The following is a 17,055-nucleotide window of genomic DNA, read 5'->3' on the forward strand; positions in this document are numbered from 1 at the left end:
CGTCTATGCCTGACCGGAAAGATTGCATTACCATAGCCATTCAGGGGATCGTTCAGGGCGTCGGCTTCAGACCCTTTGTGTATAAGCTTGCCACTGAATTAAGGATCAACGGTTTTGTCTCGAATACCTCAGAAGGTGTTGTTATCACGGCAGAGGGTGAGGATCTCACCCTCTTTATCGAGAGAATAAGGCAGGAGGCGCCTCCTCTTGCACGGATCATGAAGATGGACATTATCCCTGCAGAAGCGGGCGGCTTTACCGAATTCCTGATCACGGGCAGTTCTGAGGCAGGCAGTTTTACGCTCATATCCCCGGACATCGCTGTCTGCGATGCCTGCTTCAGAGAGCTGTTTGACCGCAACGACAGAAGATATCTTTATCCGTTCATCAACTGCACGAACTGCGGACCCCGGTATTCGATCACAAAGTCTGTTCCCTATGACCGGAAGAATACGACCATGCAGGAATTCATACTTTGCGAACAGTGCTCTTCTGAATACCACGACCCGCGTGACAGAAGGTTCCATGCCCAGCCGAATGCCTGCGCTGCATGCGGGCCTGAGGTGTCACTTCTCGACAGCACCGGAAAAGAGATGGCAGCTGCGGATCCGATCAGGAAGGCCATTGGTCTGCTGAAGCAGGGAAAGATCATTGCGGTGAAGGGCCTCGGAGGATTTCATATTGTCTGCGATGCTCTGAATGCCGAAGCTGTAGAACGCCTGCGGACAGAGAAGAGAAAGAATAATAAGCCCTTTGCGCTTATGGCTCCTGATAGGGAATCGATCAGGATGCAGTGTGTTGCATCGGCAGCCGAAGAAGAGCTCCTCACTGGATTTCAACGGCCGGTTGTGCTTCTGAGGAAGAAGGAAGGGACTGCTCTGCCGTCTGCTGTTTCACCCGGGAACGCCCGTCTGGGGTTCATGCTGCCCTATACGCCTCTGCACTATCTGCTGTTCTATTATCCTCTGGAGGGACAGGAGCTTCCCGCTTATCCGCACTTCAGAGCGCTTGTCATGACAAGCGGCAATATCAGCGAGGAGCCGATCATCATATCCAATAACGAGGCAGTCGAAAGGCTCTCAGTCATTGCCGATGCCTTCCTTGTGCATAACAGGGATATTTTTATGCGCGTTGATGATTCTGTGATGAGAGTAGGGAATGAGACAGCGGAGGCCGGTCGTTTACCGGGGAACGGTAATGTCGAAGATGCTCACCCGCTATCCTTCAGCCCTGATCTGTTGCCATGCTTTCTTCGTCGTGCGCGCGGTTATGCCCCTGAGCCAATACCTCTTATGACTGACGGCCCTGATCTGTTGGGATGCGGTGCTGATATGAAAAACACCTTTACGCTCCTCAGGGGTAAGTATGCGATTGTAAGTCAGCATATGGGTGACATGGAGAATTATGAAACGGTCCGGTTCTTTGAAGAGACCCTCGAAAACCTGAAAACCGTTTACCGGGCAGAGCCGACTGCAATTGTTCATGATCTCCATCCCGGTTATTTTTCTGCGAACTGGGCCCTTTCTTATGGGAAAAAGCAGAATCTGAGAACGATCGCGATCCAGCATCACTATGCCCATATCGGCTCTGTCATGGCAGAGCACGGTCTCAGCAGAAAGATCATCGGTGTTGCCTTTGACGGCAGCGGGTATGGGGCGGACGGCACGCTTTGGGGCGGCGAGTTCCTTGTTGCTGACACCAGGGGTTTCAGGCGCGCCGGTCACCTGAAGCAGGTTGCGCTTCCCGGGGGTGAGCAGGCAGTCAGGGAACCCTGGCGCGTTGCAGTGAGCTATCTGAAGGACGCCTTTGGCAGCGATCTTATGCCATTCCTCGGGCCGACCGGATTTATCGAAAAGTACGGCAGGAAAAAGATATCGGACATTCTTCAGATCGCCGACAAAAGGAATTTCTCGCCGCTTTCGTCAGGAGCCGGAAGGCTTTTTGATGCCGTATCAGCGCTGATCGGAATTTGTGATCTGAACACCTTTGAGGGAGAAGCTTCCATGGCGCTCGAATCCCTTGCTGTGAACGGCGTTGACGAGGACTACCCTGTGGACATTCACCTTGATGACCTCATAGAGGTCGATTTTGGGTACACCATTATCGCCATTGTCGATGACCTGGGTAAAAAAGTCGACAGAGGGATCATCGCGGCGAAATTTCATAATACGGTAGCCATGGCGATCATCAGGGTTGTCTTAAAGCTTTCTTTGATGAATAATATAAAGACCGTAGCCCTGAGCGGCGGCGTTTTTCAGAATCGGTATCTGCTTGAGAAGGTCAGAGACAGTCTGCGCACAGAAGCGCTGATGTTATACGTAAATGAGAAAGTTCCCTGCAATGATGCAGGGATCTCACTGGGCCAGGTATTTCTGGCAAGAGAAATGATGAAAGCAGAAGGAAGCTCATGAATAGGACCATACAGGCGATAAAGGAACTTATGATTTCTATCGGCAGGCCGGTAAAGCTGATGGAAGTCTGCGGTACACACACGGTCGCCATATTCAGGCATGGGATTCGGGATCTGCTGCCGAAGGAGATCAGGCTTCTGAGCGGGCCGGGATGCCCTGTCTGCGTTACTTCGATCAGGGATGTTGATACGGCAATAGAGATCGCCAAACAGTATGATGTGATCGTTACCACCTTCGGCGATATGATGCGTGTACCCGGGGACCGGCAGACCCTTTCCCAGGCAAAGGCGGAGGGGGGGGATATCAGGATCGTATATTCGCCTCTCGATGCACTGAAGCTTGCCGAAAAGAATCCGTCCAGGACGGTTGTATTTTTTGCAACAGGATTTGAGACGACATCGCCCCTCGTAGCCGGGACTCTTGCCGAGGCCGAGGCAAGAGGGATCCTGAATTTTTTTATCTACTCTGTGCATAAGACCGTTCCGCCCGCCCTGAATGCGCTGCTTAACGCGCCTGATGTGCAGATCGACGGTTTTATCCTTCCGGGTCATGTCAGCACGATCATCGGACTGAAACCGTATGCATTTCTTGCTGCTGATTATCACAAACCGTCGGTTGTGACCGGGTTCGACGCTGCAGATATCCTGAACGGCGTTCTGATGCTGCTTCAGCAGATAGCCGGAAACAGGGCAGCTGTTGAGAATGAATATGCCAAGGTCGTAAAAGAGGAGGGAAATCCCCGGGCTGTTTCTCTGCTGCATGAGTTCTTTGAGCCTGAAGACGCATATTGGAGAGGTATCGGCGTGCTGCCCGGCAGCGGTCTCAGACTGAAGGAGAGATACCGTCATCGCGACGTCATGAAAAAGTATACGATCATTGTCCCTGAAGGACAGGAACCAAAGGCCTGTTCGTGCGGCGATGTGCTGAAGGGCATAAAGATCCCGACTGACTGCGCTCTTTTCGGAAAGGCCTGCACGCCTGACAAGCCGGTTGGGGCATGCATGGTCAGCACCGAGGGAAGCTGCGCAGCATACTATAAATATATTGGCACGGCGCTTCAGCCGGCTGCAGATCTGAAAAAGGGAGATTAGGGTGGAAAGGATCCAGTTGAGCCATGGAGGGGGAGGACGGCTGATGCATCAGCTGGTGAGAGATTACTTTGTCCCCTCTTTTCATCTTCAGACACTGAACGATTCAGCTGTTGTTGAGGGAATGCCTGCCGGGAAAATAGCCCTTACAACGGACTCTTATGTCATATCTCCGTATTTCTTCCCCGGCGGCGACATTGGCCTGCTGTCTGTCTGCGGAACGGTAAATGACCTTTCAATGGCAGGGGCGCGGCCTCTCTATCTCACGACCGGATTCATTCTTGAAGAGGGCATGCCCATAGAAGATTTGAAGAAGATCCTCGCATCCATGAAGACTGTTGCGGACGAGGTCGGCGTAAAGATCGTGGCAGGAGACACCAAGGTTGTTGAGAAGGGCAAGGGAGACGGCATCTATATCAACACTGCAGGCGTCGGTATTGTCGATGAAGGCATAGACCTTTCCCCTCATAGGATCAGAGCCGGAGATAAGATCATTCTGAGCGGCTCGATCGGCAACCACGGCATGGCAGTCATGGCAGAGAGGAACGGCATCAGTTTTGAACCCCCTATCCTGAGCGATGTCCGTGCTCTCAGTTCCCTGGTCCGGTCCATGCTCGCAACGACCGGAGAAATTCGCGTACTGCGGGATCCGACCCGAGGGGGTATTGCCACAACGCTCAAGGAGTTTGCGACTGATTCGTCAAAGTGTATGATAATAGATGAAGAGGCGTTACAGGTTCGGCCGGGCGTGCAGGGTGCCTGCGACCTGCTCGGCCTTGATCCGCTGTACGTGGCCAATGAGGGGATTCTTATCGCTGTTGTTGCTCCACAGGCGGCTGATGAGCTTGTCAGTGTGATGAAAAGGACAAGGGAAGGCTCAGAAACAGCGGTGATCGGTGAGGTGGCTGAGCAGCCGAAGCTGATGGTTCTTCTCAGGACAAAGATAGGCGGTACCAGAATTATTGATATGATTACCGGCGAACAATTGCCGAGGATATGTTAAAGGAGGATGTATGGTTATTCGTTTTGGTCTTATGGTTGCAATAGTATCTGCGGCACTGGTTATGGGGGGATGCGCCAGACCGGCCGCTACTGTTGACGGCAAAGGTATCAGCAGGGAAAAGATTGACCTTCATATGAAGGACCGGCTGAAGGAGCATAAACTTCAGAATGCGGCAGTTGACGAAAAAAAGATGAGGGCCGCCATTCTGCAGGAACTGATCGGCGAACAGCTTGTGCTGAATGAAGCTGCCGTGAAAGGCATTATCATTGCCGATGCTGAGATTGATAAAGAACTCGAACAGCTCCGCAAAAATATGGGTGAGGAGCAATATCAAAAAGCCCTTAAGGACAGGGGTCTTACCCCTGAATCTTACCGCAGCAGGCTCAGGGAGCGGATCACCTTTACTCGTTTTTTAGAAACTTTTGTGAAGCCGGAAGATGTCAGCGAACAGGAACTGCTGGATGTCTATAAGAACAGTCCGAAGCCATTCCTGAAGCCTGCTCAGGTCAATATGAAGATTGTCGAATTTCAGACTGAGGATTCAGCAATTGCTGCTGCTGCTGAAATAAAGAGGACAAAAGCGGACTTTGACGAGTATGCAAAAAAGCTTGATGCTGAAAAGAAAGCTTCTGTAACGGATTATGGCTGGGTATCTCCGGACTTTTTTTCGCCTTCAATGGCGTCATCTGTCAAGATGCTTAAAGAAGGTCAGCAGGGCGGCCCTTATAAGGGAAAGACCGCATTTTATCTCGTGAGGGTAAAGGGCGTTCAGCACGAGAGCATAGCTCCGTTCGCTGAAGTGAAGGAATCGATCCGTGCGACGCTTCTGCAGCAGAAGCGGGGCGAGGCATATACGCAGTGGCTTGAACAGAAACGAAAGAGCGCAAAGATCGTTATAAATCTGAAATAGGTCGTGAGCAGGACTGGTTATGGATGAAGAACAGGTTGTATTAAAATTTCTGGATGGAACAATTATCAAAGGCTATCTCAGAGATTTTTCCGAGAAGTCAGATGAGCTGAAACTGCAGGAGCCCGACGCCAATGCAGTCCGTACGGTCAAGAGCGATCTCCTGAAGGCGATCTTCTTTGTGAAGAGCTTTGAAGGCAACCGCCAGTATAGTGAAAAGAAGACCTATGGCATTCGGAAGCCGCATGGGCACAGGACGTTCATCAAATTTATTGATGGAGAAGACCTGGTCGGTTTTCTGGAGAGCGAGATGCCATGGGATAAGGGTTTTTTTCTCAGCCATCATACCATCAACAATCTCAAGGGATTTTTTCTGCTTCCTGCGGATGAGGGATCGAATAATATCAGGGTATTTATCTTTGTCCATGCAGTAAAGGATCTGACCGTTGTCCCGTAAGGGGAGGAGTAAGAGGCACGATGATACTCGGCATAAATATTGACCATATTGCAACGCTGCGCCAGGCCCGCATGGGTGTAGAACCGGATCCCGTGATGGCAGTGACCCTTGCCGTGCTCGGCGGCGCCGACGGCATTACGCTTCATCTGCGTGAAGACCGCCGCCATGTCAATGACCGCGATCTGGACATGCTCAGGGGTTTTGTCACGGTGGAACTTAACCTGGAGATGGCTGCTACGGATGAGATGGTCCGCATTGCTTCAAAGAAACTTCCTGACCTTGTGACCCTTGTTCCGGAAAAGAGACAGGAGCTCACGACCGAAGGAGGACTGAACCTGAAGGCCGGGCAGAGCGCTCTTAAGAAGGCGGTCAGGATCCTGAAGGACAAGGGCATCATGACGAGCCTTTTTATCAATCCATCGATAGCGGATATTGACCTGTCAAAGGATCTCGGCGCTGACATGGTCGAGATCCATACCGGCACCTATGCCAACGCCAGGGGTGATGACCAGGAGCGCGAACTTGTAAAGGTTGCCAGATCGATCACCCATGCTGCAGAGATCGGGCTCAGGGCGAATGCGGGACACGGCCTGAATTATCAGAATGTTACCAGAATTGCGGAAATGGAGGGGCTCAGGGGACTGTATATCGGCCACAGCATCATATCCCGGGCAGTGCTGACAGGCCTGGAAAGAGCGGTCAGGGATATGAAAGAGCTGGTTATGATGGCCTGCCCAGTGCAGTGACCCGGGTGTTCTGACATGATCTATGGCACGGGTATAGATATTGTGAAGACGCAGCGGATACGTGACGCCGTAGAACGCTGGGGAGAAAAGTTCCTTGAGCGTGTTTTTACGAAGGACGAAATAGGCTACGCGTATAATCAAAAGGATCCTTTTTTGTCTTTGTCGGTCCGCTTTGCTGCCAAGGAAGCATTTATTAAAGCTCTTTCGCATGATCAGAATATTCCCCTGATTGATGTTGAAGTGCGTAATAAGGACAACGGCAGACCCATGCTCGAACTGCACGGCAGAACAGGCGAGTTTTTGATGACGAAGGAGATACAGGCAATTCATCTGAGCCTCAGCCATGAAAAGGACTATGGCGTTGCGTCTGTCGTGATCGAGGCGCTGGGATGAAGGTTGTTACTGCGGAGGAGATGCGTAACATTGACCGTGCTACGATCGGGAAATACGGTATCCCCGGCACCGTGCTGATGGAGAGGGCCGGGCTGGCTGTCGCAGAAAAGATCAGAGCGTTTTTTGATAAAAAGAAGGTGATCGTTCTTGCCGGAGGCGGCAACAATGGCGGCGATGGCATTGCTGCTGCCAGGAACCTGCATAACTGGGGATGGCATGTAAGGGTGCTTCTGATGCTCAGGGAAAACAAATTGAGCCCTGACTGTCTTGCCCAATACCGTATGGCAAAGCATTCAGGCGTTGCCATCGAGTTCAGGAAAGCGGTTACGGAAAAGGACCTTCATGGCTCCCTTGTGATCGATGCGCTTCTCGGCACAGGGCTTAACAGGGATGTCGCCTCTTTTATGGCTGACGTGATCAGATTCCTGAACACAGCAGACGTGAGGGTCGTAGCTGTTGATATCCCTTCCGGCATTTCATCTGACAGCGGCCAGGTCATGGGAACTGCGGTGTTGGCAGATCATACAATCACCTTTGGTTTGCCGAAGACAGGACATTTCCTGCACCCCGGGGCGCATTATTCCGGTAAACTCCATGTTGAGGATATCGGTTTTCCGGAAACGCTCCTCTCGGCAGAGACACTTGCTTTCGAGACGATTGAAAAAGAGTCGGCGGCTCTCCTGATCCCTGAACGGCCGGGATATTCCCATAAAGGCGACTATGGGCATGTCCTGGTGATAGCAGGATCGCCGGGAAAGACAGGCGCTGCACTTATGACTGCCAGGGCCTGTCTTCGGGCAGGCGCAGGGCTGGTAACGATTGGCATTCCGGAAACGCTTCTACATGTTTTTCAGTCTCGGGTGACTGAGGAGATGCTGCTGCCGCTTCCTGACACGGGAAAAGGAGCATTTTCTGCAAAGGCATATGATCAGATACGTGATTTCCTTGATACCCGTGCGGATGTCCTGGCTATAGGTCCGGGGCTCACTGCTGATAAGGATGCTGCAGATCTTGTAAAGAGAGTTCTCGAAACCGTGACCGTGCCGATGGTTCTTGACGCTGATGCCATAAATGTGCTTGCAGGCAGGAAAGATCTTCTCAGGAAAGTAAAGGCACCGGTCATTCTCACTCCCCATGCTGGTGAAATGGCACGACTTCTGACATCTGTGGCCGGCAGATCCGCTAAGGACAGAGACAATAAGGAACTGAGAGGCGAGATAGAACGTAACAGGATAGATCTGACCCGGGCGACAGCAGTGGAAACCGGCGCATATTTCGTATTGAAGGGGTCCCCGACCATTGTTGCAGACCCTGAGGGCAGGATATTTATCAATACTACGGGCAACCCCGGCATGGCAACTGCAGGGTCGGGCGATGTCCTGACCGGCATGCTGGCCGGCCTGCTCGGACAGGACATGCATCCGGTTGATGCGTGCCGCCTTGCGGTCTTATTGCACGGGCTGGCAGGTGATACGGCTGCAGAAGCTCGGGGCATGCATTCCCTCATTGCATCGGATATTATTGAGGCAATTCCCCTCGCATTCCTTTCTCTCCGTGCATACCATCGTCATCCCTGACAATATGAAGGCGGTAGCCTCTGCCTGTTTTACCGGCAAGAATCCTGGAGTAGAAGTGGATCGCATAGCGGAGCATTACAGGATAGCAAGGAGTCGGATATATCTGCCGATCCAGAGACATACGGACAAGGTCATGATCATTGGACCTGCGCATGAATCGGCAGTGGCTGACGCTGTAATAACAAAAGAAAAGGGTCTTCTGATCGGTGTGCAGGTGGCTGACTGTGTGCCGATACTGCTCTGCGATCCGAAAAGGCAGGTTGTGGGTGCTGTTCATGCCGGTTGGCGAGGCACGGCACAGGCGATCCTGAAAAAGACCCTGCAGACTTTTTCAGACAAGTTTTTCAGCGATCCTGCCGATATCCTTATGGCTATCGGCCCTTCTATCAGGCAATGCTGCTATGAGGTGGACGGCGATGTGATCAGGGCGGTTTCCCGTGCAACAGGGAACGGCGATTATTATATCGCCAGGGGTGATAAGTTTCTTCTTGATCTCGCCGCTGCAAATCAGATCCAGGCATTGACAACCGGCGTGACTGCAGACAATGTTTGGGTAGCCGGCGACTGCACATTCTGCAATCCTCAAAAGTTCTACTCATATCGTTTCGGCAAGGGATCAGCCGGCAGGCAGGGTGGTTTCATCGGCATCTTCTGAAGCGGTTGCGTCCATCCTCAGAATTACTTTCACAATTAGCCCCTAACATGCTAGTATTATTGAAAAAATAGAGGGTGAACTATGCTCAAGGCAAAGGATGTAATGACCCGTGACGTCATCATTGTAAGCGACGGAATGAGTGTTGACGAGTTAGGAAGACTATTTATTGAAAAGAAGATCAGTGGCGCTCCGGTTGAAGATTCGAAAGGGGCTCTCATCGGTATTGTTACGGAGAACGATCTTATACGGAAGAACGCACGCCTTCATATTCCGACAGTGCTGCGGATCTTTGATGCGATCATCCCGTTGGGAAGGCCGGACAGCGTTGAGGAGGAGATCAGGCGGATCTCTGCTTCTACGGTCGGGGAGATCTGCACGAAAGAGGTTTTATCGGTGTCGCCTGATGCAAGCATACAGGATGTTTCATCGATCATGTCCGAAAAGGGCGTGCATCTTGTGCCTGTGCTTGAGGCAGGAAGGATTGTCGGTATTATCGGCAAGATCGACATCATCAGAGGCATGACCAGTGAAGCTTCTCAGCAGAAGCCCGGCTGAAACAGAGACTGCTGGCTTTAGGCTCGGCAGGCTGCTCAGGGCCGGAATGCTGGTAAAACTGTATGGCGAACTCGGAGCGGGAAAGACGACCATGGTCAAGGGCATTGCCCGTGCATTCGGTATTGACAAAGATGATGTCATCAGCCCGAGCTTCACAATAATTACGGAATACAGGAGTTCGCCCCGGTTTTTTCATCTGGACCTTTACCGCATTGCGGGAAGCAGGGATCTGGAAAGCACCGGGATATGGGATTGCATAGGGGATGATGCTGTTGCTGTTGTTGAGTGGCCGGAACATGCTGAAGACGAGCTGCCGAAAGATGCGGTGTCGGTAAGGATATTGCACCATGGACCTGATGACAGAGAGATTGAGATAGAGGGTATTGATGAAAAAGATTGGCATAATTTGCAAACTTAGCAGAAAAGAGCCCCAGGATATACTGAAGGAGCTTTTGCCATGGCTCGGACAGAGAGACTGCGAGGTCTTTGTTGACGAGGACACAGCCGCACGCCTGAACGTTAAGGGATATGATCGAAAAGAAATCCCCTCTCTGGTCGAGGCAGTGCTTGTTCTTGGCGGAGACGGGACAATGCTGAGCGTCAATCGTCTTGTGGCTCAGGCCGGCATACCTGTGCTCGGTATTAATCTCGGCAGTCTCGGCTTCCTGACCGAGGTGAATAAAGAGCAGATCTACGCTGCAGTCGAAAAGATGCTCTCAGGCGGCTGCGCGATAGAAGAGCGCCTGATGCTCAAGGCGGTCTTGCGGCGAAACGGAAATGTCGTTGATCAGTTCACGGTTTTAAACGACGTTGTCATTAACAAGGGAGCCCTTGCAAGGATCATCGACCTTGAGGTGAGCATTGACCAGTCCTACGTAACGACGTACAAGGCTGACGGTCTTATCATCTCCACGCCAACAGGTTCGACAGCCTATTCCCTGTCTGCCGGCGGTCCTATCCTTTACCCTACGATCGAGAATATTGTATTGACTCCCATCTGCTCCCATACGCTTACGAACAGGCCGATCGTACTTTCTGACAGCGTGCGGATCGCGATCCGGCTGATGTCCACCAGCGAAGATGTCTTTCTCACGCTCGACGGGCAGGTGGGATGCGCCCTCAAAACCGAGGATGTCATCGAGGTCGTCAAGGCAGATTATAAGGCAAAACTTCTCGTGGCCGGGGAAGCAGGACATTTTGACGTGCTTCGCCAAAAGCTGAAATGGGGGGAACGCTAAGGATATGGGCCTTGCTGTTGAAGATATAGCGAGCCTCCTGGCGTTCTATCAGGCGCTTGGCTTCGAAAATCTGCCGATCACCGTGAGTGCGCCCGGAAGGACCGCGCGGATGCTACCTGCACCGAAGACGGGCGATAAGGAAAAGCAGCTCGGAGAATTAAGAGAGCATATTGGTGATTGCCAAAGATGTAAACTCTCGAGACAAAGGAAGAGCATTGTTTTTGGTTCCGGTGATCCAGGGGCAAGGCTTATGTTTATCGGTGAGGCTCCGGGGAAGGAAGAAGATCTGCAGGGACTTCCCTTTGTGGGTGATGCCGGCATGCTGCTGACGCGTCTGATCGAAAAGATGGGCATGAAGCGAGATGAGGTGTATATTGCGAACATTATCAAGTGCAGACCACCTATGAATCGTGATCCTGAAGAGGATGAGGTGGCTGTCTGCAGGGAATTCATTGAAAAGCAGATCTCGATAATCAGGCCAGCGGTTATCATGACACTCGGAAGAATAGCCTTGCAGGCCCTTATGAACTCTCCCAGGCTGAAGATTACATCAGCGCGCGGACATTTTCTCGATTATGAGGGCATCCCCGTTATGCCGACATTTCATCCTGCTTACCTGCTCAGAAATCCTCAGGATAAGATGCTTACCTGGTCAGATGCCCAAAAAGTCCTGGCCAGGATCGAACTTTCAGTCGGTGAAGAGCGATGAAAGGGGAGAGCATGGATGTTTTATGGGCACCCTGGAGAATGGAATACATCAAGTCGTCACCAAGGACAGAAGGGTGCGTGTTCTGTGAAAAAATGCTTGACACCAGAGACCGGGACAATCTTCTGCTGTACCGGAGCAGTCATACATTTGTCCTGATGAACCCCTTTCCGTATAACAATGGTCACCTGATGGTCCTTCCCGGAAAGCATGCACCTGGCATGGAAGGACTTGAGGATGAGGAGCTTCTTGACTTGATGAGAACCGCGCAGCTCTGCATTGATTCCCTTCGTGAGGCAATGAGCCCCGAGGGTTTCAATGCGGGCATCAATCTTGGGAAGGTTGCAGGTGCAGGACTTGCCGATCACCTGCATCTGCACATTGTGCCGCGATGGGCAGGGGACGCAAGTTTTATGACTGTTGTCGGCGAGGTCAGGGTCATCCCTGACCACCTGCTGAGAACGTATGATTCTCTTTTCGAAATCTTTAAGAGACGGGGCGCCGAGAGGGCAGGCAGTTGCAAAGGGTGATACGGTACACTGCGGTATCGGTCCCTGTTCTTGTCCTGTTTTTTTTCAGCAGCGTATGTTTTGGACTTACGGTTGACAGAGCTCTTGCTGTTGTCAATGGCGAGGTTGTTACCCTTTCTGATTATGGCCGGTTCGTAGCGAGGATGGATCAGAAAGCTGACAGGGAAAAGGTCGGCGAGCAGTATTTGAGGACGCTGATCGAGGAAAAGCTTATCCTTCAGGAGGCAAAACGCAAAGGTTATGATGCGACTGAAGAAGAGGTCAGCCAAAGCATTGCCGGTTTTCTTGAGCAGGCAGGCATGCAGGAAAAGGATTTTGAAAAAAAGATTGCCCTGGAAAATCTCAGCATGTCGGATTACCGTTCCTTGCTCAGGGAAAATATCATATCCCTGAAATGCATTGAAAAAGAGGTCAATGCAAAGGTGATCGTAAGCAGCAGCGACCTTTCGCGCTATTATGAAAAGCAGCGTGCCCGTTTTATGGAAAGCCCGGAAAAGGTCCTTGTCATGGCAATCGTTATGAAGCTGAGCGCAACCCCGAGCCTGACCGAGATCACTGATCTTAAGATCAGGTCGCTGAAGGTCTACTCAGAGATCAGAAACGGAGAATCTTTTGAACGGCAGGTGTACAAGTATGCTGATGAGTCCGTGAAAAGCCTTGGCGGCAAACTGGGAGAATTCGAGAGGGGTGCGATGATATCTGTTCTCGATGAAAAGATCTTTTCGATGAAGGAAGGTGAGGTCAGCGAGCCGATCTGGACAAAAGATGGTGTATATATTCTCAAGATAGCAAAGAGGACTCAGGCAGTGTATACTGCCTTCGAAAAGGTGAAGGATGAGCTGTATGCCAAGGCATACGAAGAGAAGCGAGAGGAAACATTTAACGCATGGATGAAAAAGATATGGGAAAGGTCTTCTGTAAAAATACTGCAGCAATAATCTGTCTGCTCATTGCTCTGCTCTGCTCTGGCGGCAGTTCCGGCGGCGCTGTGCAGGAGGCTGATCTTTTTGAAAAGGCCTATGAATATTATCTTGCCCTAAACCCTGAGAAGTCGATTGAGACCTTTGATCAGTTTCTCAAGCAATTTCCCGACAGTTCTGCCCTTGATTCCGTCCTTTTTTGGCGTGCCAAGGCGCTTATGCAGATGAAAAGGATCGACGAAGCTGCCCGGGGACTCCGCAAATTAAGAGAGACCTTTCCTGAAAGTTCTTACTCCATATTTGCTGAAAAGGAGCTCGATGCACTTAAGAATCTGCCGCAGAGGACAGATAGAACTGATATTGTCAGGGAAAAGACAGCGAAGATCTCCGACGCCAAAATTGAGGGTTATGAGAACCGCATAAGAAAGCTTGAAGCTGAAAAGGCTGACCTGGAAAAGCAGCTGTCCGATGCGGAAAGAAAAAGACAGCTCACAGAGAAAGGCCTGTCTAAGGCACTTGATGACAAGAATGCCCTCGAATCACAACTTGATGAAGTGAAAAAAAGCAGGGATGACCTTGTGCAAAAGGGAGCAGTCCTGGAAAAGGGAAGCACGGAGACATCAAGATTAGCCGAAGAAAAGAGAGTTCTCGAATCCAGACTGAAAGCTGGAGAGGAAAAGATTGGCAAGCTTTCCGCTGATCTTAAGCGGACTGAGGAGAAGATTGCGGCCATAAGCGGTGAACTCACCGGCAAAATTCAGCAGGGTCAGAAGGACTGGGAACAGCTCGATCTGCTGTCAAAAGAGCTTAAGACCCGGAATATGGCCATCGAAACTTCACTAAAAGAGAAGGACAGTGCCCTCTCAGACGCGCAGCAGAGCATGGCGAGCATGAAAAAGAGCATGGCAGATTTTCAGTCTGCGAAACAGCGTGATGTTGAGAGCCTGAATCAGTCTGTCGCGAGATTGTCAGCTGAAAAGGTCCTGCTTGCAGAAGAGGCTGCCGCTGAAAAGAAGAAGGCCGATGATCTCCTGGCCAGGCTGCAGGCGAAAGATGGGGAAGTGAAGAAGCTCCTGTCTGATGAGACAAAACGCAAAGCTTCTGAATCTGCTGCTGAGGAGAGGTTAAAGCACGGCGTCGCAGAACTTGCAAGGATGCAAGGCGAAAGGGACGACTTGCAGTCGTCGGTCAGAACACTCGAGGCGCGTTTAAGGGAAAAGAACGATCTTGCGTCACAGGCCGGAGATATCAAAAAGCTGCGCGAAGAGGTAATTTCCAGCACCGCAGAGCTTGATAGAATAAAGAAGGAAAATAGAGCGCTCCTTGAAGACAGGAAAGTCCTCGAGACCCGGATAGCCGAGGATCAGGAAAAATCGAGACTAAGCGCGCTCAGCAGGGATAAAGAGGAAGAGAAAGAAAAGAAAGCACTCGTTGCGGAATCCCGCGAACTGGAAAGGAAACTGCATGATGCAGCAGCGCAGGTCAGGCAGCTTCTCGATGACCGGCAGAAGATGGATGCTGTTCTCAAGGATCGTGATCAGGGTCTTGCAAGGTCACAGGAAGCAATAGCTCTGCTGGAGCGGACACTGAAGGGCGCAGAACAGGAGAAGGCAAAGCAGATACAGGAACTTGTTGAGCGGAGCAGGACTGCAGACATAGAGAAGAAAACGCTGCAGGATGAGCTGGCCAGGGAGAGAAAAAGAGTTGCGGAGTTCTCAGGCAGGGTAACAGAAAGGGAGGCTGCCCTGATAGATGAGGTGAAAGCTCTGCAGGGTTCCCGGCAGGAGCTTGAGGCAAGGCTTGCATCGGAAAAAGGCGACCGTCGGGACGAAAAGCTGAAACTGGAGGCGGAGCGGGACAGTATACGAAGACAGTTCGAGGAACTTGGCGCGCAGGCAACAAAGGTCAGGGATGTGTTATCACAACTCGATGAAAGCCGCAAGAAGCAGGAAGAGCTGGCAAAGATTGCTGCGCTGAACGACAAAGAGATCACAAAGCTCAGGACCGAAAAGGGAGAATTGGAATCGAGACTCAAGGACGCCGTCAAGAGACAGGATGAAACGGATCTTGCTCTCATCAGGATATCAGAGGAGAAACAGGTCAGAGAGGCCCAGCTAAAGGATCAGCAGAACAGGCTCACTAAGTCACAGGAGTCAATAACATTGCTGGAGAAGACCCTGAAGGGATCAGAGCAGGAGAAGGCAAGGCAGCTGCAGGACCTTGATATGCGGGCAATAAAGACCAGGGATGCGTTATCACAGCTCGAAGAGAGTCTCAAGAAGCAGGAAGAACTGGTAAAGATTGCTGCGCTGAACGACAAAGAGATTACAAGGCTCAGGGCGGAAAAGGCAGGGCTGGAAGACAAGCTCAGGGTGGTTGAGGAAGGGGTCAAGACCTTATCCGGTATTAAACAGCGGGATGAACGTACGGCAGCAGAAAAACTCGATCTGGAGCAGAAACTGACGAAAGAGCGCGCCAGGTTTGATACTGAAACGCAGAAGATCGGATCAGAGCGCGATGAACTCAAAAAACAGCTCGGGGGCCTGGAAGCGTTGAGAAAGGAAAAAGAGGGGCTTGCGGCGAGACTTGATGAGACGAAGCGTTTACATGCTGATGCAATAATGAAGAGTGGTCAGGCGGAGAAAATGGCACAGGATAACCAGATCCTGCTGGATGAAAAGAAGCAGTTGGAGATCAGACTGAGAGACAGCGAGGAGAAAATTGCAGTCCTTGCCTCGCAACGTGACAAAGACACTGCTCTTGAACGTGAACGAAAAGATCTCGCTGCACGCCTTGACGAGCAGGAAAGGAAGCTTAAGGAACAACAGGCATCCATCTCAAGGCTTATGGTCGAGAAGGGTGCCATGGAAAAAGAGCTTAAAGAGGGGAGACAGGATATTGCCGCTGTAAAGGCGCTCAGGGAATCCCGCGACCATCTCCAGCGCGAGGCTGATAGGATGAAGACAGAGCAAAAGCAGATGCAGGCAGAATTATCGGAACTGAAAAAAATAGATAAAGAGCATCTGACCGCAAATAAAGCACTGTCCGGCGAACTGGCTGCACTGAGAATGCAGGCACGCGATACTGATAAGCCTTTTCTCCGGATAGGACAGGAACGTTTTACTCTTGCCACGGTGATTCGCGAAGGTACGATCGCAGGCAGCGTTGCTGATAAGATCAGGGTAAAGACCGTTCCCTGGAGGACAGGGAATATCGTTGATGACTTTATAGCCGAGCAGATACTCGCTCGCAGGGCTCGGGAAGAGGCATTCACGATTGATCCAAAGCTGAAGGGGTCGCTGGTGAAACAATATGCACTGAACGAAGAAGAGGGCGCGTATCTTGACCGATATCTGGCCATCGACGGACTGTTCAGAAGTAAGGATGCAATTCCTGCCCCAACAGAGACGGACGCCAGGGAATACTATAATAAACACCGCGAGCAATATCTTCATGGGCGCGAAAGCCGGATCAGGGTTCTCAGCATAAAATACGGAAAGTCTGATGAACTTGAAAAGAGCGTTATTGCTGTTGAAATCCACGGAGAGGCTCTTGAGGGAAGACCCTTTGATGCGATTGCGAGAAAACGCCCGGCTGTCGCTTCGATGAAAGAAATGTCTCTTTCGAAGCTGCCAGAATGGGTTCGCGTGAGGCTTGCCAGCCTTAGGGAGGGAGAGATCAGCAGTATTATTTCAACAGACAACGAGTTTATGATCATTCAGGCTTTACCCTCAAAACCGGGATATCGCCCCTTTGAAGAGGTCAAAAAAGAGGTCGAGAAGAAACTGTCGGCTGAGCATTCAGGCCGGAGGCAGTCCCTTGAGGATTGGTTAAACGCTCAGAAAAAAGAGATAGAGTTCCTGAGATAA

The 17,055-nt window shown here is 51.2% G+C and carries 16 protein-coding genes; all 16 read left to right on the plus strand.

Features of this window, described 5'->3' with window-relative positions:
- The first annotated feature begins 5 nt into the window (after positions 1-5).
- The 16 genes from HZB62_02630 to HZB62_02705 all read left to right on the plus strand — a co-directional run bounded on the left by HZB62_02630 (position 6) and on the right by HZB62_02705 (position 17,055).
- On the plus strand, positions 6-2,411 hold the full coding sequence (locus tag HZB62_02630) for a carbamoyltransferase HypF (GenBank protein ID MBI5074056.1): 2,406 nt from the start codon (positions 6-8) through the stop codon (positions 2,409-2,411).
- Positions 2,408-3,502: a hydrogenase formation protein HypD gene (gene hypD, locus HZB62_02635; GenBank protein MBI5074057.1), complete on the plus strand. Its 1,095-nt coding sequence runs from the start codon at positions 2,408-2,410 to the stop codon at positions 3,500-3,502. The genes HZB62_02630 and hypD overlap by 4 nt, the downstream gene beginning before the upstream one ends.
- Complete coding sequence (gene hypE, locus HZB62_02640) at positions 3,498-4,502, plus strand: hydrogenase expression/formation protein HypE (protein MBI5074058.1); 1,005 nt, start codon at positions 3,498-3,500, stop codon at positions 4,500-4,502. Before hypD ends, hypE begins: the two co-directional genes overlap by 5 nt.
- A 10-nt stretch (positions 4,503-4,512) precedes the next feature.
- A complete protein-coding gene (locus HZB62_02645) occupies positions 4,513-5,412 on the plus strand; it encodes a SurA N-terminal domain-containing protein (GenBank protein MBI5074059.1) in 900 nt (299 codons plus the stop codon).
- 19 nt (positions 5,413-5,431) lie between these two features.
- Positions 5,432-5,866: a hypothetical protein gene (locus HZB62_02650; GenBank protein ID MBI5074060.1), complete on the plus strand. Its 435-nt coding sequence runs from the start codon at positions 5,432-5,434 to the stop codon at positions 5,864-5,866.
- Positions 5,867-5,886: 20 nt separating this feature from the next.
- Complete coding sequence (locus tag HZB62_02655; GenBank protein MBI5074061.1) at positions 5,887-6,612, plus strand: pyridoxine 5'-phosphate synthase; 726 nt, start codon at positions 5,887-5,889, stop codon at positions 6,610-6,612.
- 15 nt (positions 6,613-6,627) lie between these two features.
- The gene (gene acpS / locus HZB62_02660; protein MBI5074062.1) at positions 6,628-7,005 is read left to right on the plus strand and encodes a holo-ACP synthase; all 378 of its coding nucleotides are present in this window, start codon (positions 6,628-6,630) and stop codon (positions 7,003-7,005) included.
- Positions 7,002-8,582 carry an NAD(P)H-hydrate dehydratase gene (locus HZB62_02665; protein ID MBI5074063.1) on the plus strand — a complete coding sequence of 527 codons (1,581 nt, stop codon included), beginning with the start codon at positions 7,002-7,004 and terminating at the stop codon, positions 8,580-8,582. Before acpS ends, HZB62_02665 begins: the two co-directional genes overlap by 4 nt.
- The gene (gene pgeF, locus HZB62_02670; GenBank protein MBI5074064.1) at positions 8,560-9,237 is read left to right on the plus strand and encodes a peptidoglycan editing factor PgeF; all 678 of its coding nucleotides are present in this window, start codon (positions 8,560-8,562) and stop codon (positions 9,235-9,237) included. Before HZB62_02665 ends, pgeF begins: the two co-directional genes overlap by 23 nt.
- An 81-nt stretch (positions 9,238-9,318) precedes the next feature.
- Positions 9,319-9,792 carry a CBS domain-containing protein gene (locus HZB62_02675; GenBank protein MBI5074065.1) on the plus strand — a complete coding sequence of 158 codons (474 nt, stop codon included), beginning with the start codon at positions 9,319-9,321 and terminating at the stop codon, positions 9,790-9,792.
- The gene (gene tsaE / locus HZB62_02680; protein MBI5074066.1) at positions 9,764-10,210 is read left to right on the plus strand and encodes a tRNA (adenosine(37)-N6)-threonylcarbamoyltransferase complex ATPase subunit type 1 TsaE; all 447 of its coding nucleotides are present in this window, start codon (positions 9,764-9,766) and stop codon (positions 10,208-10,210) included. Before HZB62_02675 ends, tsaE begins: the two co-directional genes overlap by 29 nt.
- Positions 10,179-11,030: an NAD(+)/NADH kinase gene (locus HZB62_02685; protein ID MBI5074067.1), complete on the plus strand. Its 852-nt coding sequence runs from the start codon at positions 10,179-10,181 to the stop codon at positions 11,028-11,030. Before tsaE ends, HZB62_02685 begins: the two co-directional genes overlap by 32 nt.
- Before the next feature lie 4 nt (positions 11,031-11,034).
- On the plus strand, positions 11,035-11,739 hold the full coding sequence (locus HZB62_02690) for a uracil-DNA glycosylase (protein MBI5074068.1): 705 nt from the start codon (positions 11,035-11,037) through the stop codon (positions 11,737-11,739).
- Positions 11,740-11,750: 11 nt separating this feature from the next.
- On the plus strand, positions 11,751-12,266 hold the full coding sequence (locus tag HZB62_02695) for an HIT domain-containing protein (protein MBI5074069.1): 516 nt from the start codon (positions 11,751-11,753) through the stop codon (positions 12,264-12,266).
- Positions 12,254-13,204: a peptidylprolyl isomerase gene (locus tag HZB62_02700; GenBank protein ID MBI5074070.1), complete on the plus strand. Its 951-nt coding sequence runs from the start codon at positions 12,254-12,256 to the stop codon at positions 13,202-13,204. Before HZB62_02695 ends, HZB62_02700 begins: the two co-directional genes overlap by 13 nt.
- Complete coding sequence (locus HZB62_02705; GenBank protein ID MBI5074071.1) at positions 13,153-17,055, plus strand: hypothetical protein; 3,903 nt, start codon at positions 13,153-13,155, stop codon at positions 17,053-17,055. Before HZB62_02700 ends, HZB62_02705 begins: the two co-directional genes overlap by 52 nt.

This window comes from Nitrospirota bacterium, assembly GCA_016214855.1.
GTDB lineage: Bacteria > Nitrospirota > Thermodesulfovibrionia > Thermodesulfovibrionales > UBA6898 > UBA6898.